This window comes from Vibrio mimicus CAIM 602, from assembly GCF_000338875.1.
GTDB classification, from domain to species: domain Bacteria; phylum Pseudomonadota; class Gammaproteobacteria; order Enterobacterales; family Vibrionaceae; genus Vibrio; species Vibrio mimicus.
Genome location: NZ_AOMO01000024.1, coordinates 24,904 through 47,467 on the forward strand (window position 1 = coordinate 24,904; position 22,564 = coordinate 47,467).

14 protein-coding genes and 5 pseudogenes are annotated in these 22,564 nt (G+C 46.3%); 3 read left to right on the plus strand and 16 right to left on the minus strand.

Features of this window, described 5'->3' with window-relative positions:
• Positions 1 to 189 precede the first annotated feature (189 nt).
• From D908_RS13920 to D908_RS13910, 3 genes are all read left to right on the plus strand, one after another.
• The gene (locus D908_RS13920; protein ID WP_005523293.1) at positions 190 to 1,284 is read left to right on the plus strand and encodes an efflux RND transporter periplasmic adaptor subunit; all 1,095 of its coding nucleotides are present in this window, start codon (positions 190 to 192) and stop codon (positions 1,282 to 1,284) included.
• Positions 1,284 to 4,334, plus strand: a complete 3,051-nt coding sequence (vexD, locus tag D908_RS13915; RefSeq protein WP_005523294.1) for an efflux RND transporter permease subunit VexD — start codon at positions 1,284 to 1,286, stop codon at positions 4,332 to 4,334. The genes D908_RS13920 and vexD overlap by 1 nt, the downstream gene beginning before the upstream one ends.
• Positions 4,335 to 4,625: 291 nt before the next feature.
• Positions 4,626 to 5,420 (plus strand): EAL domain-containing protein, encoded by a 795-nt coding sequence (locus tag D908_RS13910; protein WP_000237102.1) that lies wholly within the window; start codon positions 4,626 to 4,628, stop codon positions 5,418 to 5,420.
• Between the two features lie 61 nt (positions 5,421 to 5,481).
• Here the strand turns inward: D908_RS13910 and pepE are convergent.
• From pepE to D908_RS13850, 16 genes and pseudogenes are all read right to left on the minus strand, one after another.
• Positions 5,482 to 6,212 (minus strand): annotated as a pseudogene (gene pepE, locus D908_RS0119030) (dipeptidase PepE).
• Positions 6,213 to 6,232: 20 nt separating this feature from the next.
• Positions 6,233 to 7,464, minus strand: a pseudogene (gene pepT, locus D908_RS13905) (peptidase T).
• Positions 7,465 to 7,473: 9 nt separating this feature from the next.
• Positions 7,474 to 8,832, minus strand: a pseudogene (dcuC, locus tag D908_RS0119035) (C4-dicarboxylate transporter DcuC).
• A gap of 63 nt (positions 8,833 to 8,895) precedes the next feature.
• A pseudogene (locus tag D908_RS23010) lies at positions 8,896 to 9,751 on the minus strand (MurR/RpiR family transcriptional regulator).
• A 258-nt stretch (positions 9,752 to 10,009) separates the two neighbouring features.
• A complete protein-coding gene (locus D908_RS13900) occupies positions 10,010 to 11,170 on the minus strand; it encodes an outer membrane protein assembly factor BamB family protein (RefSeq protein WP_005523303.1) in 1,161 nt (386 codons plus the stop codon).
• A gap of 83 nt (positions 11,171 to 11,253) precedes the next feature.
• Positions 11,254 to 12,669 (minus strand): winged helix-turn-helix domain-containing protein, encoded by a 1,416-nt coding sequence (locus D908_RS13895; protein ID WP_005523304.1) that lies wholly within the window; start codon positions 12,667 to 12,669, stop codon positions 11,254 to 11,256.
• Positions 12,670 to 12,904: 235 nt separating this feature from the next.
• Complete coding sequence (locus tag D908_RS13890) at positions 12,905 to 13,945, minus strand: tetratricopeptide repeat protein (protein WP_005523307.1); 1,041 nt, start codon at positions 13,943 to 13,945, stop codon at positions 12,905 to 12,907.
• Between the two features lie 10 nt (positions 13,946 to 13,955).
• Positions 13,956 to 14,899: pseudogene (locus D908_RS0119045) on the minus strand (type II secretion system F family protein).
• Between the two features lies 1 nt (position 14,900).
• Complete coding sequence (locus D908_RS13885; RefSeq protein ID WP_005523310.1) at positions 14,901 to 15,866, minus strand: type II secretion system F family protein; 966 nt, start codon at positions 15,864 to 15,866, stop codon at positions 14,901 to 14,903.
• 12 nt (positions 15,867 to 15,878) lie between these two features.
• Positions 15,879 to 17,366, minus strand: a complete 1,488-nt coding sequence (locus D908_RS13880; RefSeq protein ID WP_005523315.1) for a TadA family conjugal transfer-associated ATPase — start codon at positions 17,364 to 17,366, stop codon at positions 15,879 to 15,881.
• Positions 17,367 to 17,401: 35 nt separating this feature from the next.
• Positions 17,402 to 18,619, minus strand: a complete 1,218-nt coding sequence (locus D908_RS13875) for a CpaE/TadZ family protein (RefSeq protein ID WP_000503362.1) — start codon at positions 18,617 to 18,619, stop codon at positions 17,402 to 17,404.
• Positions 18,620 to 18,629: 10 nt separating this feature from the next.
• Positions 18,630 to 19,115 (minus strand): TadE/TadG family type IV pilus assembly protein, encoded by a 486-nt coding sequence (locus tag D908_RS13870; protein WP_032467550.1) that lies wholly within the window; start codon positions 19,113 to 19,115, stop codon positions 18,630 to 18,632.
• 29 nt (positions 19,116 to 19,144) lie between these two features.
• On the minus strand, positions 19,145 to 19,582 hold the full coding sequence (locus tag D908_RS13865) for a TadE/TadG family type IV pilus assembly protein (RefSeq protein ID WP_005523322.1): 438 nt from the start codon (positions 19,580 to 19,582) through the stop codon (positions 19,145 to 19,147).
• 1 nt (position 19,583) lies between these two features.
• Positions 19,584 to 20,804 carry a VWA domain-containing protein gene (locus D908_RS13860; protein WP_005523324.1) on the minus strand — a complete coding sequence of 407 codons (1,221 nt, stop codon included), beginning with the start codon at positions 20,802 to 20,804 and terminating at the stop codon, positions 19,584 to 19,586.
• Between the two features lie 20 nt (positions 20,805 to 20,824).
• Positions 20,825 to 21,079, minus strand: a complete 255-nt coding sequence (locus D908_RS13855) for a hypothetical protein (protein ID WP_005512626.1) — start codon at positions 21,077 to 21,079, stop codon at positions 20,825 to 20,827.
• 10 nt (positions 21,080 to 21,089) lie between these two features.
• Positions 21,090 to 22,556 carry a type II and III secretion system protein family protein gene (locus D908_RS13850; protein WP_000708143.1) on the minus strand — a complete coding sequence of 489 codons (1,467 nt, stop codon included), beginning with the start codon at positions 22,554 to 22,556 and terminating at the stop codon, positions 21,090 to 21,092.
• Positions 22,557 to 22,564: the final 8 nt, after the last annotated feature.

The window sequence follows — 22,564 nt, forward strand, 5'->3', positions numbered from 1 at the left end:
ACTTTTGAAAAGTATACTCGTGAGTTTACTTTTGTATTCCTCTCACGCTATCATGCGCAAAATTTCCGCATGGCTAGTGATAAACGATCGTTACAGATACATCGAATTCTGCTTCGAAAGAAAAAATGGCTAACGGCGGTTTCATCTATTACTGACTTTCCCGATTATCGAATTGAGGAACAAAACATCATGACTCAGTCTTTCATTCGCGGCTTTGTTGCCAAACGCACAGTGCTCAGTGCTGTCATCGCTTCAACCTTACTGCTTGCAGGTTGTGGGGAAGCACCACAAGTGAGTGCTCCTGCACCAGTGATCAAACCAGCGTTAACGGAAGTGGTGGCGAGCCAACGCGCTTCCGATCTCACTTTTAATGGTGTGGTGAGAGCAGCGCAGCGTGCCGATCTGGCGTTTCGGATCAGCGGTCGTTTGACTGATATCGCAGTGAAAGAAGGCGACCAAGTTAAGAAGGGGCAACGGCTGGCTACACTAGATTCAAGAGATGCCAAAACCGCTCTCGAAGCTGCACAGCTTGAACTAAAAAACACCGAGCAAGAATATCGTCGCGCGAAAGCCATTTTTGAGAAAACCCAAGCCATTTCTAAAGCTGAATTGGATAAAGTCACCAATCGCTATGACCTTGCGAAAAACCGTGTGGAAGATGCCAAACGCAAACTCGAGTACACCCAAATCACCGCGCCTTTCGATGGCATCATCAGTGAAAAAGTGGTTGAGAACTTTGCTCAAGTACAAGCCAATCAGGTGATCATGACGCTGCAAGATCTCAGCGATTTGGAAGTGGTCATCGAAATCCCACATCGTGTGATGCTTTCCGGCGTGCGTAATACACGTGCAATTGCCGAGCTCAGTGCGATTCCTGATCAGCAGTTTGATTTGCAATTACGCACCTACTCCACTCAACCGAGCCCAGATTCTCAAACTTATTCTGTGGTACTTGGTTTTGATGATTTGAAAGGGTTCCGCGTGATGCCGGGTATGTCTGCCAAAGTTCTCCCTGTGCCAGAAAGTGCTCAAGGCAAAAACGCGTTGATTACTCTCCCACTCACAGCATTAGTTCCTGATAACCAAGGCAAACAGTTTGTCTGGGTGGTGAACGCCCAAGACCATACCGAAAAACGTTATGTGGAAATTGGCACCACCTATAAAGATCGCGTAGTCATCAAGCAGCACTTACAACCGGGTGAGCGAGTGATCATCGCTGGTGTATCCAGTGTGAGGGAAGGCATGCCAGTACGCCCATACACGGATAATAACGGAGCCCAATAATGGATATTGCACGTTATACCATTGCGAAACGCACCAGCGTTTGGGTGCTGATTGCCCTCACCTTGATTGGTGGCTACATCAGCTACCTGAAATTAGGTCGCTTTGAAGATCCTGAATTCGTGATTCGCCAAGCGGTGATTATTACCCCGTATCCGGGTGCAACGGCGCAAGAAGTCTCCGATGAAGTCACCGATGTAATTGAAGGCGCGGTGCAAGCGCTGCAAGAGCTGAAAGAAGTGAAATCGGTTTCGATGCAAGGCCGCTCCGAAGTAACGGTTGAGATCAAACTCGAATTTGCGAAATCATCGGCTCAACTGCAACAGGTGTGGGATAAGTTACGCCGTAAAGTGGCCGATGCCCAACGCCAGCTTCCACCCGGAGCGGGGGCCTCCATCGTTAACGATGATTTTTCCGATGTGTATGCTCTCTTTTATGCGGTGACAGGAGAAGGCTTTAGCGATAAGCAGTTGCAAGATTATGTCGATACTTTGCGCCGTGAGCTGGTGCTCGTACCAGGAGTCGCCAAAGCCGCTACTTTAGCCGAACAGCAAGAAGCGATTTTCATCGAAATGTCCAGCGAGCGTATGGCAGAATTCGGTCTATCGGTTGAACGTGTTTTGCAAGTGCTGCAAAAGCAGAGCTTAGTGACAGTGGCAGGCAGTGTCGATGCGAATGCGATGCGCATTCCGGTTATCCCTACCTCCAACATCAACTCGTTTGCTGAACTCAATAACTTACAAGTCGCAGTGGGCAGCAATAATGCCGTAGTTCGCCTTGGTGATATTGCCAATATTAGCCGCGGATACACCGAACCCGCTTCCATGCTGATGCGTTATAACGGCCAACGAGCGATTGGTTTTGGTATATCCAATGTGACTGGCGGTAACGTGGTCGAGATGGGCGATGCCGTCAAAGCACGTTTGGCTGAACTTGAAGGCCAACGCCCGCTAGGGATGGAGCTGCATGTGATCTCCATGCAGTCTGACTCGGTTCGCGCTTCAGTGGCCAACTTTATTGACAACCTGATAGCGGCAGTTGCGATTGTGTTTGTGGTTTTGCTGCTGTTTATGGGTGTTCGTTCCGGCGTGATCATCGGCTTTGTTCTGCTGCTGACCGTCGCCGGCACCTTGTGCATTATGTTGATTGACGACATCGCGATGCAGCGGATTTCGTTAGGTGCACTCATCATCGCACTCGGCATGTTGGTCGATAACGCCATTGTGGTTACTGATGGCGTGCTAGTACGTTTTCAGCAAGAGCCGAATGCAGATAAACAGCAAGTCGTGTCGGAAGTGGTCAATACCACCAAATGGCCACTGCTTGGGGGTACTGTAGTAGGGATTTTCGCCTTCAGCGCGATTGGCCTCTCCCCTTCTGATATGGGCGAATACGCAGGCTCGCTGTTTTGGGTGATCCTCTACTCAATGTTTTTGAGCTGGGTGTTTGCGGTGACAGTAACTCCTATGCTGTGTCACGACTTCTTGCGTGCGAAAGCGCAAAACCTGCAAGCCAAACCATCCAAGTTGGTCACGGGTTATAAAAACGTATTGCAGTGGGTGTTGAGTCACCGAGTAGTGAGTTGCTTGATGCTGCTCGGAACTCTGATTGCCGCAATTTGGGGCGCTCAATTCATTCCACCGGGTTTTATGCCGGAATCACAACGCCCACAATTTGTGGTGGATGTGTATCTGCCGCAAGGCTCTGACATTCACCGTACTGAACAGGTTGTCGCAAGCATTGAGAAAGATGTGGCACAAAAAGAAGGCATCACTAACATCACCAGTTTTATTGGTGGGGGTGGTCTGCGTTTCATGCTGACTTATTCGCCAGAAGCACGTAACCCAAGTTATGGCCAACTCCTCATCGACATTGATGATTACACCAAAATTGCGCCACTGGTCGGTGAGCTGCAAAGCGAGTTAGATGCGAAATACCCAGATGCTTCGATCAAAGTATGGAAGTTCATGCTCGGTCGCGGCGGCGGTAAAAAGATTGAAGCTGGCTTCAAAGGCACTGATAGCCATGTGCTACGCCAATTGGCCGAGCAAGCCAAAGCCATCATGCACGATGATCCTAACCTGATTGCCGTGCAAGATGACTGGCGTCAGCAAGTGCCCGTATTGCAGCCTGTGTATTCAGCGCAAGAGGCTCAACGCCTTGGTTTAACCACGCAAGAAATCAGCGCAGCGATTGCTCAAACCCTAAGCGGACGCAATGTGGGCGTTTATCGCGAAGGTAATGACCTGATCCCGCTGATTGTGCGTGCGCCAGAAAGCGAGCGTCACCACGAACGCGCCATTGAAAACAGCGAAGTGTTCAGTGCACAAACAGGCCGCTACATTCCGGTGAGTCAGTTAGTGGATTCGGTGAACACGGTTTATCAAGATGCTTTGCTGCGCCGAATTAATCGTATGCCGACCATTTTGGTACAAGCCGACCCTGCTCCCGGTGTGATGACGGCGGCTGTCTTCAACAATGTGCGCGAAAAAATCGAGCAGATTGAACTGCCAGCGGGTTATGAGCTGATTTGGTACGGTGAATACAAGGCATCGAAAGACGCCAATGAAGGCTTAGTGATTTCAGCGCCTTACGGTTTTGCGGCGATGATTCTGGCGGTAGTGTTTATGTTTAATGCGCTGCGTCAGCCGTTGGTGATTTGGATGACTGCCCCTTTTGCCGTAGTGGGTGTCACCATAGGTTTGATTGCTTTCCAAACTCCATTCGAATTTATGGCGATTCTCGGTTTCCTGAGTTTGATTGGCATGATGGTGAAAAACGCAATTGTATTGGTTGACCAAGCGGATGCTGAGATCCGAGAAGGGAAAGACGCTTACTTTGCGATTATTGACGCCGCCGTGAGTCGTGCCCGCCCAGTTTTGCTGGGTGCGTTCACCACGATTTTAGGTGTAGCACCACTGCTGGTAGATCCTTTCTTTAAAAGTATGGCAGTCACCATTATGTTTGGTTTGCTGTTTGCCACCATTCTGACCTTAGTGGTAATCCCGCTGTTCTATGCGGTGCTTTTTCGAGTGAAAGTCACAAAAGCTTAATTCATATAAGATATTGAAAACCTTCTTAATATTAAGGCTCCATTGGGAGCCTTATTTTTTAATTTCAATACGTTACACAATCCAAAGTCCATTTTTCATGTCTTCTAATGAGTCGCTGTACATCTCACTCTTCTGACTTATTTCGACCCGTGAATCAAAATTGATTCAGTAATCGATTACACTATTCACTACAATAAGTAAGTGTTTAACCCTGTTTGAAGGAATAAGTCTCGTATTTTTGGGGTTTAAAGCTTTAGCAAGCTTCTCGCGAGCAAGAAATCGGAGTGTTGTATGGTGATCAGTTCAAGGGCAGAGTTTAGTGTCCATCTATTTCAAGATGATGAAGATTTGTGGCACGCAAAATATCAACATTTTGAACTCAGTAGCGTCTATCAACCTATCTTCGCTCAATCAGGAGAAGTACTCGGTCTCGAGGCATTATTGCGGGTGTTCGATACTCAAACTCAAACCCCCATCGCTCCCAATCTTGTTCTCAATCTTGACCATAATTCGGCTGAAGATTGCATTAATATCGACCGATTAAGCCGAGTGATTCATATCAGAAACTTTGCACAAAGCCCTTTCACTGCCCATAAGTTATTTCTCAACATTCTTCCGGTTTCGAGCGTATACAATATTGCTCAAGCACTTTCATCCATGCTGCTGGTACAGCGGATCCGCGAACTCGGCCTTTCTCCGGGACAAGTGGTGCTTGAGATAACCGAATCTCACTCTGCAAGTGAAGATCTGCTGTGTAAAGCAGGCACCTACCTTAAAGAGTGCGGGTTTCAGGTGGCGATTGATGATTACGGAAGCTTTGCTTCTGACATTCGGCGTGTTGATTTGATCCAGCCGCACATCATCAAGCTCGATAAGGGCTTACTCGAAGCCTACTGCGCAGGCCACCCCCATGTGTTGGACGACATTTTGCAATATGCTCAGGCAACCAATACGCCAACTGTGATTGAAGGTATTGAAAGCCAAGAACAGTTAGAAATGATGAAAAACTTGGCGATTGATTTTTTCCAAGGCTATTACCTCGCTCGGCCAAATTCACTGCAAGCACTGTACGCTGCACTTAGTTAAAACAGAAGAAGCAGAACAAAAGCCCTGCTTCTTTTTACCTTAACCGCGAGAAAATACTGGCTTAGCAGCCGTGTTGCAGCAAATGGCTTAGGTCTTCACCTGAATCGAAATACTCTGCTTCACATCCATGACGGAAGAGTTTCAATCGTGTCTCTGCGGAACTGTAATAACGCAAGGTTTCACCACACACTTCCAGTAACGTTCCTTCTGGAATTCCAACCACGATTTCATGAGGGTTTTCAATCAAAAACTCTTCGATACGTTCATCACGAGTTTCACCCATATGGCCGGAAATGGAGGCCTCAATGTAGTGCGGGTTGATTTGGAATGGCACCAGATTCAGTGCTGGCAAAATGGCAGCAGAAACAATCGGCATGTCGTTCGTAGTACGGATTGTTGGGCAAGCAATGTTGGTTCCCGCACTCCAGCCAATAAACAGTTTATTGGATTTTAGAATAGCCTGACGAAGCGGACGAACCAGCCCCAAATCATGCAGTTGCTTATTCAGCACCCAAGTATTACCGCCACTCACAATAAAGGCATCGGCTTCTTCAACGGCTTTGACCGGATCTTCTGCGTGATGAATACCTGAGACTTGTGCACCGAATGGCTCAATACCTGCTCTAACTGATCAAGGCGATCATCATAGTTGCCTCGAATCATCGCGTAAGGAATAAACAAGAACCGCTTCGCGCCAGTGCGCTTAACCGCCGCCTCAATCCAATCTAAACCAAATTGCAGCAATGTTTCGTTGCCACTGACCTTACCGTTACTAAATAGCAAAATGTTCATAATGTTTGTTCTCCGTGATTTCACTGCTTTTCACTGGTTATACGAATGATGTCTTGTACTACTGCGCTAGCTGCATAGAGTGATTGAACAGGAAGATACTCGTAAATAGAGTGGAAATTATGTGCGCCCGTGAACAAATTTGGACAAGGTAGCCCTTTTTGAGATAACACCGCGCCATCGTAGCCACCCCGCATAGGATGGCTTTCATCTCAATGCTATTCCGCTGATAGGCTTGTCGGGCAATCTCCAAAATCCCAAAACGATCCTCTTGCAAGCTGTTGGCAACGTTTTCGTAGCGATTGCTGAGTTGGATGTCTACACCACCGCCCCACAATTGCTGACAACTCTCCGCCAAGCTTTGTAAAAAACGCATCCGCTGTTGGTATCCTTCCTGAGTAAAATCACGCACGTCCAGATTCAACACGGTTTTCGCACTATTTCCTTTGAGCTCTTTGACCCAGTAATACCCTTCTCGGCCTTCCGTGTATTCCGGTGCTTCACCAGCGGGCAGCATGGCAATAAATTTATGCGCCATCAGTAAGGAGTTTTTCAGTTTGCCTTTGGCCGACATGGGATGCGCAGACTGACCCGTAAACGTCACCACCACATCACCCGCATTCCAGTTTTCACACACAAACTCCCCGATACCACAACAGTCGAGTGTAAAACCGAAATCCGCATTGAAAGCTTTCACATCAAAGGCCTTCGCCCCTCTTAACCCTTGTTCTTCATCCGGTAAGAAAGCCACTTTTACTGTGCCGTGTTTCTGCTCTGGATTCGCTTGAAAATACTGAAGTGCATCCATAATCGCAGCTATCGCCGCTTTGTCGTCCGCGCCCAGTAAGCTGGTTCCATCGGTCACAATAATCTGTTGGCCTCGGTATGCCGCCAAGTCCGGGAATTCACTCTCGCGCAGGTAAATGCCCAGTTCTTCATTCAGGCAGATCGCGTCTTGATCATGTAGCTTTATCTGTGCCCGCGTATCGTTGGATTGCTCCGCACTCGTATCTAAATGTGCAAAGAAAGCAACTGTTGGCGCATCATGTTCAATATTGGCGGGTAGTGTTGCGGTAACAATTGCCGTATCGGCAACCTGCACATCCACCAAGCCAAGTTGTTCTAATTCACGCGCCAATTGTTGTGCTAACACCATTTGGCCGGGTGATGACGGCATCACCCCTTGCGCCCCTTTGAGTCGATCTGTTGTGGTATTGATTTCGGTATAACCAATAAATCGTTCAACAATATTCATGACTGCCTCCTAAATGAATAGCTGTGAAGCCACCAACACAGTGACTAAACCGCCCAACATCGGGATAACCGTGCGTTTAGCAAGCTCAATAGGTGAAACATTGGCTACCGCGGCACAGGCAATAATCACACCTGAAACCGGAGAAGCAGAACGCATTAACCCAGAAGCAAGCTGCATTGGCATTGCAACTGCTGCGATTGGTGCACCCACTTGAGCCGCCACATCCGGAGCTAAGTTTGAGAAGCTGAAGAAAGAAGCGTTGCCAGAACCTGACAACATAGTCACCACCACAATGATAGAAACCAAAACCAGTACCATTGCGATGTAACCAAACCCAACACTCGAAGCGGAATCCAGAAGTAAGCTGATAAAGCCGATAGATTCTAGACCTGTAACAAACACTTGCGCAGCAATAATGAGGCTTACAACACTGGCGAACACGCCACCCATTCCCTCTAGGTACACTTTCAATGAGGCGGCTACCGCTTTGCCATCTTTGGTCAGAATGAAATCGAAAACCATAGAAACAAACAGAGCGATAAACATGGCTGCCACGACATTCATTTTGATCGTATCGATACCGAATTGGCTGAATGTCAGTAGCAACATCAGAGGCAGGACTGGGAAAAATGCAAACCACTTAGGTACTGCGCGCTGTTCTTTTTCCTGAATATTGAACTCACTTTGAATGCCTTTCTCCGCATCTTTACGATCGAAGTAGCGCTGGCAGACAAAATGCAAACTCGCAATTACAATCATCGCCGCTACAGACACTTGTAGCTGGTAGCTAACAAAATAGGTCGCAACATCAATGCCTGAAATTTCTGCCGCTTTATTGGCAGCTGAAGATGCCGGCCCTAAATCCAAACAACCAGTGGTTGCAACAACCGCAGCAGCGGCCGCTGGATTACACCCAACACCAACTAGCACAGGGTACATTGCAACCAAAAGCAGCAGAGATAAACCGTCGCGCTTGGGATAAAAATGTTGATTAACTGCCCTGTGATATACGCCATAGAGAGGACTAGATAAGGGTTTTTGATGTACGACAGTGGTTTGGTGGCGATCTGAACCATGGCATTCGCAGCACCAATATGGCTCATATATTTTGAAAAGCCCCCTACCGCCATAATAATCAGACCTAATTTCGCTAAGGTCGAAGAGGCAATGACATGAATGACTTCAAAAAAATCGACAATAATTGAACCGTTGCTTACCGCCTTTGGGCATAAAATCACCATCGCCATTGATGACGCCCAGCATAATCATAAATAAACCCGCAAGCAGCAATACTGCCTGTGTGTTATATTTTTTAATAATAAAAAATCCGACCAGAAAAATAATAGGTATAGCTAAGTATGTAATCATATTACACCTCTAGTAGTTAATTTTGCTCATTTAAAATGAGCTGTAAGAGTTATTTATATTCTCTTAACTTTCTTTGAAAATATGAAAATCATTAAATGTATCTTCAATTCTTCGAAATCGTTTATCTTTGTCATTGGTGATCGACATTCCCTTTATTAACAGCTCAATAATAGAGAATCCCGCAGTACGATTATTAAATAAACCTTCACTGTGACTTTCAGCAGTAAATTGAATATCGCTGTAAGCAACAAATGGATTGACTTGTTGATCGGTAAGCAGAATGATTTTTCCGCCATTTTGTTTAAACCAACGAACGGTACGAACCGTGATATTGGAAAAGCGGTGATAAGATAATGCAAAAAGCGTGTCGTCTGGTTCTACATCCACCAACTGGTGCGGCAAGGTAGAGGGATCGGCCTTGAGAAGAATGACATCCTTTCTCAGATACCGGGCAAGCAAATAGAAATAATTCGCCAGCGCCTCGGCTGAAGCACTCCCCATAATATAGAGTTTGCCCTGTGGATTAAGAAGGTACTGAATAGCCAATGAGAAATCATCGGATTGTAACATTTGATAAGTGTTCTCCAGATTGGAGAGCATCTCTTGGTTGTTGATTTTTTATTAATTCTGCGTAAGGACTTTGAATATTGGATTTTACACATCGATCAATTGGCGTTGTTAATTCCTGAACAAGATCTTCAGAAACACGTTTTTTAAAATCAATAAAACCATCAAATTCTAAACGATTAAGAAATCGGCCAAGTGTTGCTTTACCTACACCAATTTGCTGACAAAGCTCATCCATTTTTGCAAATGGCAGCATGGTGTAATTTTTAATGAAATATTCAATAATCAATTTCTCTGCTGGAGTGATTGATTTCAGGCTATTCACACTATTAATAAACACTTGCTTATTCATCATTTTCCCACAGACTGAATAATATGGGAGAATTTTCCTATATATAAAATGCAACCTTCAAGGGAATGTACTTTTCCCACAATTAAACTGTGACCAAGGTAAGCAAATGATCGAAAAAATAACATTACAGACAAAGATGAATAACACAGAACTAAGTCGGCAATAACAAACCTGAACGATGCAGTAGAGCCTAAAGAAAGCAATATGGCTCCCTTTTGAGGAGCCATAAACTCATTGTTGTTTGAACTGTTCGTAAAACTATTGCACTTCTCTTACCGAAAATACGCGCACTGAACCATCCAAATCCGGAACTAACAGCTGGTTTTGATACAGAGCCGGTTGCCCATAAACGCCACCGGAAACATAAGCTTTACTTCGCATCGGTTGATACTGCCACTCTAGATCACCAGCCTGAGCATCGACCGCATAGAAACCGCGATAAGGGATTTGCCAGTAGTCGTCCGCACTTTTTGCTCCGATATACACCGTGTCTTTGTGAACCAAAGGCGTACCCCATGACCAACCACGTGTATTAAACGACCAAACCAGTTTTCCTGTTTCAGTTTCAAATTTCTGCAGTTTATGAGAATCCGAGCTGCCAATGAAAAAGTGCTTCCCAGAGGGATCAGCTGCAGCTGATGATTCAACCCAAGATTGATCAGGAAATGCGTACTGCCAAACCACTTTGCCTGTTTTCACCTCAAGCGCATAAATTTTAGTATCTCTGGAGCTGATAATGACTTTGTCATCCATCACTATCGGATCAGAGACCACAGCAGCTCCCGTTTGATATTTCCAGACTAGTTTCCCATTGCGTTGATTCAGAGCATAAACCCCACCATCTTTTGAACCGAATACCACTAGCCCATCATAAACGACCGGGGTTGAGCGAATCGCATTCTGAGTCGCATAGCTCCATTTGGCTTTCCCTTCCTTGAGCTTGAAGCTGTACATCTTTCCATCCGCACTCCCCACATAAACCATATCGTCGTCGATCACCGGCGAGGATTTATTGTAATCGAACTCCCAAGGGGCTTGGTTGGCAGGTAAAACACGTTTTACGTCTCCATCATTGAGTGCGGCTTTCCAATTCAGCTCACCGCTATCCTGATCGAGTGCGTACAAATAACCGTCGTCACTGGTAAACAGTACCCATTGTTCATAAAACGCCGCGTGACTACGAACTCTGCCTTGGGTTTCAAATTTCCATTTCAATGATTTATCTCGAAGATCGAGAGCATAAAAATGCCCATCGTCACTGCCAAAGTAAGCGGTATCTTGCTGCACTTTCACTGAGGACCAAATGGCATCCTCGGTTTGATAAAACCACTCGAACTGACTCTGCTGACCTGCTGCGACACCAAGACTAAAGAGCAGCGAAGACCCCAAAAGCAATAGGGATCGGATTTGTGTTTTCATGTGACCATCCATTGTGTGATTAAAGACAATGCAGCATGGGCTGAACCCATCACTACTGTCCTTAAATCGTTCTTAAAATGGTCTTAAATATTCTTAAGTAATTGTAATGCCGGAGATAAATTGAGCTTTTCCACTAAGCTGATAAATCGTGGCTCATTCACTAAGGGACGATATTTGGGGTCTGCGACCAGCCAGAGTAACTCTATCCGACCTTGTTGATAGGCCATTTCTAGCCAGTCTAGCGCCGCGTCATGCTCACCAGCGACAATCGCATAACGAGCAAGAGAAAGCGGCGGTGAATATTGCCCGATATACAACTGTTGCGGATCACGAAAAGCCAGCCAGTGGTACACACCTTGTAAACCGTTGGTATCAAATTCACTTTGCAAAGTGTCACGATCTGTTTGGTTGTAACCTGCTTTTTCGATGAGTTGCAGCAAAATCTCAAAAGCGGTTTTATCCTCTCCACTCAGCTCAGCAATGGCTTGTTGGGAGACAACGTAATAATAACTATCTGCGGAAAACTCCTTGAGCTTTTTCAGCTCAAGCCTCGCGCGCGGGTAATTCCCCGCCATGGTATAAACCCAAGCCGCCCCTTCACTCGAATAACCTTGAGGATGTAAGGCAATGTATTGCTCCAGTTGGTGATGTGCTGCTTCAAACTCGCCCATGGCTAACAAAAACTGGCTATAAAAATAATGGGCATCGGCCACTCCCTGCGCTTGTTCGAAATGTATTTTTGCTTTGTCATGCTGATGGAAAATCAAAAAATAAAGATTACCCAACAGCTTATGTGCTTCGAGGTGTTGCGGATTTAACGCCAACGCTTTCAATAAGTGCTGTTCTATCCAACGTTTTTTCTCAACAATCCGCGTATCACTATTGAAAATATTAGTCATCATCGCGGCTGCAAGTTTCACATGTGCCTCTGCAAAATCAGGATATTGATCGATCAGCGATTGGTATATGCCGATCGCTTCATCGTGATACTCAGGCGAGTGAGTCATCAAATAGTTTGCGCGTTGAAAAGTCTCAAGCGCCGTCGGTGAAAGCTCAGGTGGAGTTGGCCGGAAAAACCAGAATGCAGCCATAACGAATAAAATCACAGATAATGATACCGCACTGGCCGCTACCCATCTTTTCTTATCCTTGCTAGGTATTTCACGACGTACTTCTGCAATCCATTGATAGCCTTTACCACTGACTGTCGCAATGAATTGAGGATGTTTAGCGTTATCAGAGAAAATCCGCCGCAGCCCATTAATCACCACATAAATGCTGTCTTCCGTGACCACTTTCCCATGCCACACTTTTTCCAAAAGCTCATCTTTGGTAATTGTTTGGGGAGCGTGCTCAGCAAGAAGCACCAGAACTGCAAACTGGTTTGCGTCAAAATGTAGAGTGGAGTTTTGTTTATGTAATGTGCGAGAGCGGTGGTCAACTTGCCAGCCGCCTAAATGAGAAATGGGAGCGCTAGAATTCAGGGCATCTTCAGTCATTGTGCTTTACATCACCTGCCACGAGATAGATTTCAGTATTCGGAGTGTAGAAACCCTCCTACCGCGAGTAAATCTCGCATGGCGAAAATTAGAGTCACCAAACTGAATGGCGGTACTGAATTCATTTCAGTACACAAAGATGAGGAATGGATCACTTAACTCAGCGTAAAAAAACCAAGCAACCCATGTTGGCTCAAAGCATCATGACCGCTGTTCGCCGCGAGTCATCATCTCATTATGGTTTGCTCGAAGCAGTGGCAACCTTGCTTGGCGACTTGGCTTTTTGCTCACGAACCAAAGCTAATGCCCGTTCAAGGTTTTCATTCGCTAACTTGTAGTATGAGGGCTTTTTGTCTATCGCTTCTTGCAGATAGGGGATCGCTTTGTCTGGTTTACCTTGGAGAATCAAAAAGTACCCTACATTGTTGAGTGCTTCCGGCGCTCCCATGCTGCGCATAAAAATATTGGTGGCTCGGGGGATTTCATCTTTCCCCAGATAAATGAGCGCTAAATTATTCTGCCCTTTTTTATTTTCAGGATCTTTCTCGAGCGCTGCGAGCGTGTAGCGCTCCGCTTTGTCGTATTGACCACTCATATAGTAGGAATAGCCTAAGTTCAGCATACCTTTGGCCGAGTTGGGCTTAATCTCCAATGCCTTGAGGTAATACGCTTCTGCCAGCGGGTGTTGTGCATCCACATCGGATAGCACACCCAGTCCCAAATAAGCGGTAGCAGGCGATGCGTTATCCACTTTCAACTGGTTGATTTCTTGTACCGTACTCAGCTTGCCTGTCATGGTTTTGCTGTTTTTGAGTCGCACTTGGTCTGCGTTCAACGCGCGTAGGAAATAACTTTTTCCTTCATCAACACGCCCTTGTTTACTGTAAATTGCCCCTAGTTGTTCCAATGCTTTGACACTATTGGGGTTGTATTCCAATGCCATGGTGTAGGCTTTATCGGCTAAGGCAATGTTGCCGCGAGATTCATGAATTCGGCCGATGTTGTACAAGGTTTTGTCTTGATATTTGGCATCAGGGAATGAAATCGCACGTATGTACTCATAAAGCGCCAAGTCATTGTTGTTGCTTCTTAATGCCGTGTCTCCGCGGCTTATCGCTTCGGTTTCTGACGCTGGCAAAGCTTCTGATGTAAGTGAGTCAACTGGTCTGCCATCATACAGACTGAGATCGTATTTGGGTCCTTGCGGTTCTTGGCTTGCACAACCGTAAAGTGCCATAGCCACCAACAAACCAAGTAAAGTTTTGGGCATGTCCATCCGTTTCCCCTTAACCTAGCGCATCCGAAAGTGATAACAACGCTGGCCCAATGGCAACAATAAAGAAACAAGGCCATATGAATAACAGTAGTGGAAAAATCATCTTTGTCGGAATTTTTGCTGCAATTTCTTCCACTTCCTGATTGCGTTTGTCGCGAAAATCTTCGGTGTAGTCACGCAAGGTTTGCGACAAACTACCACCGATCTTTGAAGCATGAGACAGCATGTTGACTAGGCCACGGATCTCCGTCAATCCGGTGCGAGCCACCAGTTCATCAAACGCGGTAGGCATCTCCACCCCTGCTTTGATCTTGGCACATACCGTATCCAGCTCATCAGCAAATTCTGGGTGAGAGATGGTTAATTCATCCGCCACCTTTCTCAAGGCAGCATTAAAACCAAGCCCTGATTCAGTACACACGACGAGTAAATCGAGTGCATCAGGCACACCTGCACGAATGGTTCTTTGGCGCTCTTTCACAAAGTGATGCAAGCCATATTGGGGAGATAAAGGCCGCCCGCCACGGAAACCAGCATCACCAGCGTACCGTTATCCATATCGGGCAACAGGAAGAACACCAAGGCTGCCCCACTAACACCCAAAATGGCAAAGGACGTTTTGAGCGCATAAAACAGGGATAAGGCATCACGATTATGAAAACCCGCGTGCATTAACTGCGTGCGAATGCTTGCCCGCTCTTTCGATTCTTTACCCGCCGAGATCGGCGCTAATGACTCCAAAGTGTTATCCACTTTGCGGTTTTTCTTTTTCAGCGTATTGCCCGACAGCTCTTTATTGATCTGCTCTAGCTTTTTCTTCATGGGCGCACGATTGCCGGAAAAGACTAAAGCCACTGTCACCACCAACAAGCTGGTTGAAACTAAAATTAAAGCCAAAAACACCCATTGGTCATTGACTTGGATATCCGAAAAAACCACGAGTAATTCGTCCATGTCACACCTCGAAGCTGATGATCTTACGAATCCAAATAGCGCCGAAGAACAAGCTGACCATACCTACACTCACCATTTCCATCCCTCGAGCGTCTTGATAAAGCGGCGTCACATAATCAGGGTTGATGAACATTAAGCCTATAAACAGCACAAAGGGAGAAAGCACCAGAATCCACGCGGAAAGGCGGCTTTCTGCTGAAAGGGTTTTGATCTTTCTGGTCAATTTGAAACGTTGGCGCAGCACTTTGCCGACTTTTTCGAGGTTTTCCGAAAGGTTGCCCCCGGTTTCTTTTTGGAGCATAACCGCACTTGCAAAGGCAAGCATTGAAACCGTAGGCGTACGTTCTGCCATTTGCATAATGGCCAATCGCATGTCGTAACCATAGTTAAGCAAGTTGAAGGTATTTTTAAACTCAAGCCCAATCGGTGCGGCCATCTCTTTGCCCACTTCATTAAACGCTTGGGTTACGGGCTGCCCAGCTTGCAGCATTCTGCGAATGATATCGAGCGCATCCGGCAACTGTTCTTCAAACCGACTGAGGCGATCAGCAATGCGTTTTTGTAAAAAAAACTGCAGAACAAACCATACCACCACACCTCCGGCTAAAACTAAAAACCAAGCCTGCCCCAAAAATGCCAACGTGCTCATGATGCTTACACTGATGATGGAACACACCGTCAGTGTCTGAGTCAATGACCAATCCAAGCCGGACAACTCAATCGATTTTTTCAAAGAAGCAAAAACCGCAAATTTAACCAGGCTGCGATCCTGAGGAGATAAGCTTTTCAGATAATGTTCTTGCAGTAAGGAGCGAGCTTCCTGATCCAGATTCATCTGGGTTTCTTTCAAGCGTTGGGCAAGCTCTTTATGCTTGGCCTTGCTTCCCGCAGCAGGAAGGATCAAGGCTTGAGAAATGAAGACAACCGCAAAGAATAACAAGATGAAGAAATAGGTAATGTCATCCATGTTCGCCCCCTGCTATGAATAGCTTTCGTTAAACAGTTCGAACGGTAAATTCAATCCGCGCTTTGTTAACTGCTCATGACAAGCGGGGACTACCCCAGTCGCGGTATAAAACCCGATGATGTTGCCCTCTGCATCCACTCCTTGGCGCTTAAAGTGGAAAATCTCCGACATGGTGATGATCTCCCCTTCCATGCCATTGATCTCTTGGATGCTGACCATACGGCGCTTACCATCTTCTTGGCGTTCCATTTGCACCACCAAATGAATTGCGGAGGCAATTTGCGCCCGCAAATTTTTGGTCGAAATGTTCCAACCTGCCATGGCGAACATATTTTCGACCCGGCTTAAAGCATCACGCGGTGTATTGGCGTGAATTGTTGCCAATGAACCATCGTGACCTGTATTCATCGCAGCCAACATATCCACCGCTTCTGCACCACGTACTTCCCCTAACACGATGCGATCTGGCCGCATCCGTAGTGCGTTTTTCACTAAATCACGTTGGGTGATTTCCCCTTTGCCTTCCAAATTAGGCGGGCGAGTTTCTAGCCTCACCACATGGGGTTGCTGCAGTTGCAGTTCTGCGGAGTCTTCAATAGTAATGATGCGATCATCACTAGGAATGAAACCGGAGAAGATATTGAGCGTGGTGGTTTTTCCTGAGCCTGTACCCCCAGCAATCAGAATATTCAGCTCACCTTGTACGGCGGCTTCAACAAACTTTGCCATTTGTGGTGAAAGTGAGTTGTAACCCAACATATTGTCCATGGTGAGCTTATCAACCGCGAAACGACGAATGGAAACGGACGCACCATCCAAGGCAAGAGGAGGAATAATGGCATTGACGCGAGAGCCATCAAGCAGGCGCGCATCAACCATGGGGGAAGCTTCATCAATACGACGCCCAACTTGGCTAACAATGCGGTCGATGATGTTTCTTAAATGGCGATCATCCAAAAAGGTATAGGGCGTTTTTTCTAGCTTACCCCGCCGCTCAACAAAGATGTTTTTCGGGCCATTCACCAAGATGTCGGAGACGGTTTTATCATGCAACAAAGGTTCTAGCGGCCCTAAACCAAACACTTCATCTTCAATTTGCTTGATCACCCGTTTGCGCCCTTCGGAGCTCATTGGGTGTGTTTGGTCTTCCGCCATTAACTGCACAATCGCGTCGTGGAGATCGTTTCTGGCACGCTCTTTCTCAAGGCTTGCTAGCAAACCCAAGTCCAATATCTCCAATAAGCGCCGATGATAGTAATGCTTGATGGATAACTCTTGTTCGAGCTGTTTACGCGCTTCTTCTAACGCTTTGTCCTTGGCTTGCCGCTCCAGCAATTTTTTATCTTGAGTCGACACTTCTAAAGGAGTGGCATTCGGCAATAGCACTCTTGACTCTTTATCTGACGAAGCCTCATTGCTTACAGGAGATGAAGGCTCCGTATCTAATGCTGCTGCTTTTTCCTGAAACTCCGGATTTATATTTTTTCGTTTGAAAAACATAATCGTGTCCTTTCGTTTCTCTGTCGTCGCACACTCTAAGAAAACAATTTCTTAAACCATGTTTTTTTCTCAGCCTCAGGCAGAGCGATATGGTGAGAAAAATCCACAATCGAGCGTGTAATCGCTGTGTTTTTCTTATACATGACGATCGGACGCCCCAAGTTGGCACTTTCTATAGCCACTCGGTAATCATTCGGAATCATAAAAACCGAAATGCCCGCGATGGTTTTCTCTATATCTTTTATGTTGATAGACGCCCGTTTCTCATAACGGTTGATGATCAACTCGATTTGCTCTTTCGCCACCCCATACTCAAGTGTCAGCAGGCGCAAAATACGCGAGGTATTTTTGATGGCCGCTAAGTTTTGTTGGGCGACTAAAAACACTTTCGTTGCAGGTGCGACAACCGCAGAGAAGATGCGATCAACGCCTCGTGACAAATCGATCACTACATACGGATATATCTCTCTAAGGATAGGTAATAAACGGCCAATTTCCCGCGCTTTATCGAAATCTTCCGTGGTATTTTCATGGAAAAACCCGAGCACATGCAGGCCATTGTCCATTTTGGTCACCATAGCGCTCAGCGAGTCATGATCCAGATCCTTTGCGTGCTCTATCACATCAGTCAGGCTGTATTGCGGGGTAATGCTAAGATATTCGGAGATCACCCCAAACGGGATATCCAAATCCAGCAGCAACACTTTTTCCGGATGAGAAGCCGCGATTTCCAATGCGGTATTAAGCGCTAATGTCGATGCGCCGCAGCCCCCTTTGGTATTAATAAAAAGATGCAGCTCCCCCAGTTCACGGCTGGCCAGTTTCTCTTCCGACACGTTTTTCAATAGATGGAAAAAGTCATTCATCATCGCTTTATCGGAAACAAAATCAGCCGCGCCTAACCTTAATGCGATTTTCAGAGCACCGTTGTCATCCTCATCCCCAAATACAATCAGAGAGGCTTCAAAATCATCACTCGGTGCTTCGTACTCTTGTAAAGCGAGTACTTTTTGTGCCCAGTTCGGTCCAGTTTCGACAAATATCAAATCGGGTGGTGTTAAATGAGTCAGCCCCGAAACGTTCACGTTAGAGAGTGAAATCAGGTCAAAGCTGAGGTTCTTACACAGCTTCAGTTGTGTCCCCATATGAAGCTGAAAACGCTCGCTACTGTATAGCACCCAAATATGTAAACTTGTTTTTAATCGAATATAACTGTCTTCATTGTTCCTACTAAGCTTTACAGCTTCGCCCATACACCGTCCTCTAGCAGTCTGTTATGGAACCATCAGCATCATTTTTTGTTGGTCTGACTATTCCTAAGCTTTCAACGGGCAGTGTGGTTTCAAACTCCGGAACCACGACCAACCCTTTGTTTCCTAAGAAATTCAGAATAGAAACAAACTGAAACTGATAATTACTGACTCTAGCTCTGACGTATTTTATGGTTATAAAAACATTGTTATCGGTGACATCCCCTGTCACCACCGCTCCATTGGCATCAAGATACTCAATCACCAAATTTTGATCGGTAAAGTTACTGGGTAAGCTCCCCCCTAATACTGCACTTTTTATGTTTTGTTGCGCAGCAGAGGTGACATAGCACACGGTCGCTAAGCGTGCGGCTTTGCGTGTGGTCTCGTTAATCATTTGAACGGAAAACATGTAATAGCCGATGGAGAAAATCGATAGCAAAATCAGCATCAACACAGTTGAAATCACGGTGAATTCGATCACCGCTAAACCGTGCATTTTTTTGCCAACGCTTTCGCCATGCTTTCTCACAATCGACTCCTCATCACTGACGAAGCAGTGAAGGTAATCCCCAGATTCGTATCGGTATAAGGGATTTTCGTAAACGTGGGCACATAGACATAGGAAGCCGTGACGGTGACGAAACCATTACTGTGGGTAACCGTGATGTCATCTGCGGTTAAGTTCTCCAAAATGGTATAACTACCACCGGTCACTTGCCCATGAAGTACCATGTTTTTGATGTCCGCTTCATTGGCGATTTGGTCATAAGAAATCGTGCCGTAGACTTCATTGACCGCAAAACGGGCGCCGTTTTGTACTCCTTTTGCCAACGTGTTGTACTGAGTGAACATATGCCCGACTTCTAGCATGCCAACCAGAAGTATCAGAACCACGGGTAAGGTCACCACCATCTCTATGGCAGCAAAACCTTGTTGTTTAGTACGTTGATTTGAGAAGGTCATGTTAAGCACCTCCACTGTTCGGATCTTTGTACAGAATGATCTTGTACGCGCCTTGGTCTTCCGGTGTGTTTCCAATCGAACCGTTTTCTACCAAGCAAGAATCGATAAATTCCCCGAATACAATTTGCCCGCCGCCTGAGTTACTCGTAGGCACTTTTTGTAAAAGGAAGAAACACCCGACTTCCACAACCTTATAAGTGGTGGAACCTCCTTTTTTGCCCGTGCAATCCACAATCGGAATAGGCAGCACTCTGCGCCAAGGCTGGCCGCCTGATTCACAATCACCGGAACTGCTGTCGGCAATACAGGCTTCTGTATCGGCCTTATATTTGGCATAAGTGAGATCATTCGTGTAGTCATAAACTACATGGCCACTGCTATCGAGCGTCGCGGGAGTAGCGGGTAATTCGGTGACGTAATCGGGTGGGTAATCGCTACTGGAAACACCACCTTGATAAATCCCCAATCGAGTATTGATACCTTGCCCTACCGGGCCTGCTGCCACCCCTGTTTGGGTATCGATATCACCACCAATCTCGACAGTACCTTCGTATCCACCGCCTAATGCTTCACGCACCGTATCGGCACCTGAACCAAAATCCAGCAGGTTGTAATTACCTGATCCCATAGCAGTCAAACTGGAATCGCCGACTTTGAGTGCATAAACATCGCTCGAGTGGTAGCCATAAATGCCACCGCTTTCACTCCCTTTACACACCCCGATCGGGACTACGTTGCCAATCGTGTTAATGCTGGAACTCGGCCCTGCAACGGCAGCCGCAGAAACTTGTTTCGCCATACCTAAGGCTTGCATGAAAAATTCAGTTAAGCTGAGGTCGGCTACAGAAACCCGCACATAAATGTCGCCAGTTGCATCAAAACTACCATCGGGAAACAAGAGTGGATCATTGGAATAGGCAATACCAAAATTCGCAGAATCTACATCCAACTCACTGTTGCCTGAGGCGTTGTGCATTGAGGTAAGCGTTGACTTCGCGACATCTGTTGCAGTTGCGGTATCGTGAGTGGCATCCGCAACCATAGCGGCAGCCAGTGCAGCCGCATCAACCGCATTCTGAAGTTTGGTACGGTTCACCACTTGATGAGTCACATCAATGGCGATGGCCGCTAAAATCACCAAACTGACCATCGCCGCTGTCACCAAGACCAACACTAAGCCTTGCTGTTTGCATCTTCCATTGCGATGTTGGGTAATGTCCATAATCCAATCCTTAACGGCGACTAATTACTGCCATTAATCACTTGGCTGCTACTACTCGACATGCTTTCCGTTTTCTTATCCAAGTAAACCTGATAAGCACTGTCCATCTTCTCGCCACTGCCGTAAGGAATGATGTCTTTATTTTCCTGACTCGCATCAGGATTATAAGTTTGCTCTGCTTTAAGTTTAGCCACATATTGCCCCATAGGAGCATCATTTGCGCAGCCGCCTAAAACCGAGAGACTGACCAAAACGAACATCATATAAGTCTTCATTTTTCTCGCCTCACAAGCTGTGTCCAAACTCACCTTCAATGCCACCTTGACCCGATTGAATAAACTCAGGTTCTGATGATGAACGCCCATTGTGAGCCACCGGAGATTCCGCAATGTAAGCCCCTTCGCCAAGCAAGTAATATTTAAAATCACTCGGCTCCACAAAGGCATCGGTCGGTAAGGTAATTTTGTTGCGATCAACCGGTTTAGCCAGACGAGGAGTCACAAGAATGACCAACTCCGTTTCACCGGAAATGTAGTTCTGGCTTCGGAACAACTGACCCAATACTGGAATATCACCAAACCCGGGCATTTTGCTGGTAACGTCACGAACGTTTTCACTCAACAAACCAGCGATACCAATCGTCTGCCCATCGGCAAGTTCAAGTGTTGAAGAAGCTGAACGGCGAGTGATGGGGGGAATGAAATAGCTGGCATTGGTCGTACCCGGATTTAATGTCAGGGTATTTGAGGATGCGATTTCGCTGACATCGACCGCTAAATTAAGGTTGATCCGTTTGTCGCTTAAGATGGTCGGGATGAACTTCAAGCCCACGCCATACTCTTTGTACTCTATGGTCACGCCATCTTTATCGGGTACTGGAATGGGGAATTCGCCCCCAGCAAGAAACTCTGCTTTTGCACCACTTAACGCAGTTAAGTTAGGTTCTGCTAACACTTTGGCGACCCCATTTTCTTTGGCAATGTCTAACGCAAAGGTAAACAGCGTATCGCCATCAATAAAGGTTCCGAGCAAGCCTGTGCTTTCAATGTTTGGTGCATTAAATACGGGCCCGACTACACCACCAATATCATCAATGATTCCCCCTGCTGAGGTGCCACCCCAAGAGAAATTGCCATTTTTCTCAAAGAAGTGAAAATTGGAATCAAAGCGGCGAACCAAACTGCGTTGCACTTCTGCCACGGTGACTTCTAACATCACTTGCTGCGCCCCACCTATGGTCATGAGGTTAATCACGCCATTTTTATCAACCTGACTGTTTAATGAAGCTGTAGCCTCATCCGCTTGTTGACCTGCGGCGTAAGTTTCGGCAACCCGCAGAGCAATATTCATTTTTTCCTGATTGCTGACCATGCCACTGAGCATCAAACGATTCTGCGCACTATGTACTTGAATAGGTTCATCTGGCAGCAACTCATACAACTTCTGTTTCAGGCTGTTGAGATCGTGTGTCACTTCGACATTGAGTGATTCAATTAAATTGCCGCGACTGTCCCATGCCATCAAATTGGTTGAGCCTAACTTACGACCAATCAAAAACAGCTCATCCGACTTTAACATCACAATATCAAGCACTTGGGGATCACCCAGTGAGACACGTTTGGCCTTGCCCGATAACACAACAAAAGTGGATTTATGGTGAGGCACCGTCACCACTTTCCCTGTCTGTATCGCACCCTGAGCGGTAAAAGCACTCAGCACGCCTAATGTAAAAATTACAATCCAAATTTTCATGCGTCACA

What these genes read in the sequence shown, in the direction of transcription:
- D908_RS13890 (WP_005523307.1), bottom strand. Translation starts at nt 13,945, where the DNA reads ATGGACATGCCCAAAACTTTACTTGGTTTGTTGGTGGCTATGGCACTT.
- D908_RS13900 (WP_005523303.1), bottom strand. Translation starts at nt 11,170, where the DNA reads ATGAAAACACAAATCCGATCCCTATTGCTTTTGGGGTCTTCGCTGCTC.
- D908_RS13860 (WP_005523324.1), bottom strand. Translation starts at nt 20,804, where the DNA reads ATGGACATTACCCAACATCGCAATGGAAGATGCAAACAGCAAGGCTTA.
- D908_RS13875 (WP_000503362.1), bottom strand. Translation starts at nt 18,619, where the DNA reads ATGGGCGAAGCTGTAAAGCTTAGTAGGAACAATGAAGACAGTTATATT.
- D908_RS13895 (WP_005523304.1), bottom strand. Translation starts at nt 12,669, where the DNA reads ATGACTGAAGATGCCCTGAATTCTAGCGCTCCCATTTCTCATTTAGGC.
- D908_RS13855 (WP_005512626.1), bottom strand. Translation starts at nt 21,079, where the DNA reads ATGAAGACTTATATGATGTTCGTTTTGGTCAGTCTCTCGGTTTTAGGC.
- D908_RS13870 (WP_032467550.1), bottom strand. Translation starts at nt 19,115, where the DNA reads ATGCACGGTTTAGCGGTGATCGAATTCACCGTGATTTCAACTGTGTTG.
- D908_RS13865 (WP_005523322.1), bottom strand. Translation starts at nt 19,582, where the DNA reads ATGACCTTCTCAAATCAACGTACTAAACAACAAGGTTTTGCTGCCATA.
- D908_RS13850 (WP_000708143.1), bottom strand. Translation starts at nt 22,556, where the DNA reads ATGAAAATTTGGATTGTAATTTTTACATTAGGCGTGCTGAGTGCTTTT.
- D908_RS13920 (WP_005523293.1), top strand. Translation starts at nt 190, where the DNA reads ATGACTCAGTCTTTCATTCGCGGCTTTGTTGCCAAACGCACAGTGCTC.
- D908_RS13910 (WP_000237102.1), top strand. Translation starts at nt 4,626, where the DNA reads ATGGTGATCAGTTCAAGGGCAGAGTTTAGTGTCCATCTATTTCAAGAT.
- D908_RS13880 (WP_005523315.1), bottom strand. Translation starts at nt 17,366, where the DNA reads ATGTTTTTCAAACGAAAAAATATAAATCCGGAGTTTCAGGAAAAAGCA.
- vexD (WP_005523294.1), top strand. Translation starts at nt 1,284, where the DNA reads ATGGATATTGCACGTTATACCATTGCGAAACGCACCAGCGTTTGGGTG.
- D908_RS13885 (WP_005523310.1), bottom strand. Translation starts at nt 15,866, where the DNA reads ATGGATGACATTACCTATTTCTTCATCTTGTTATTCTTTGCGGTTGTC.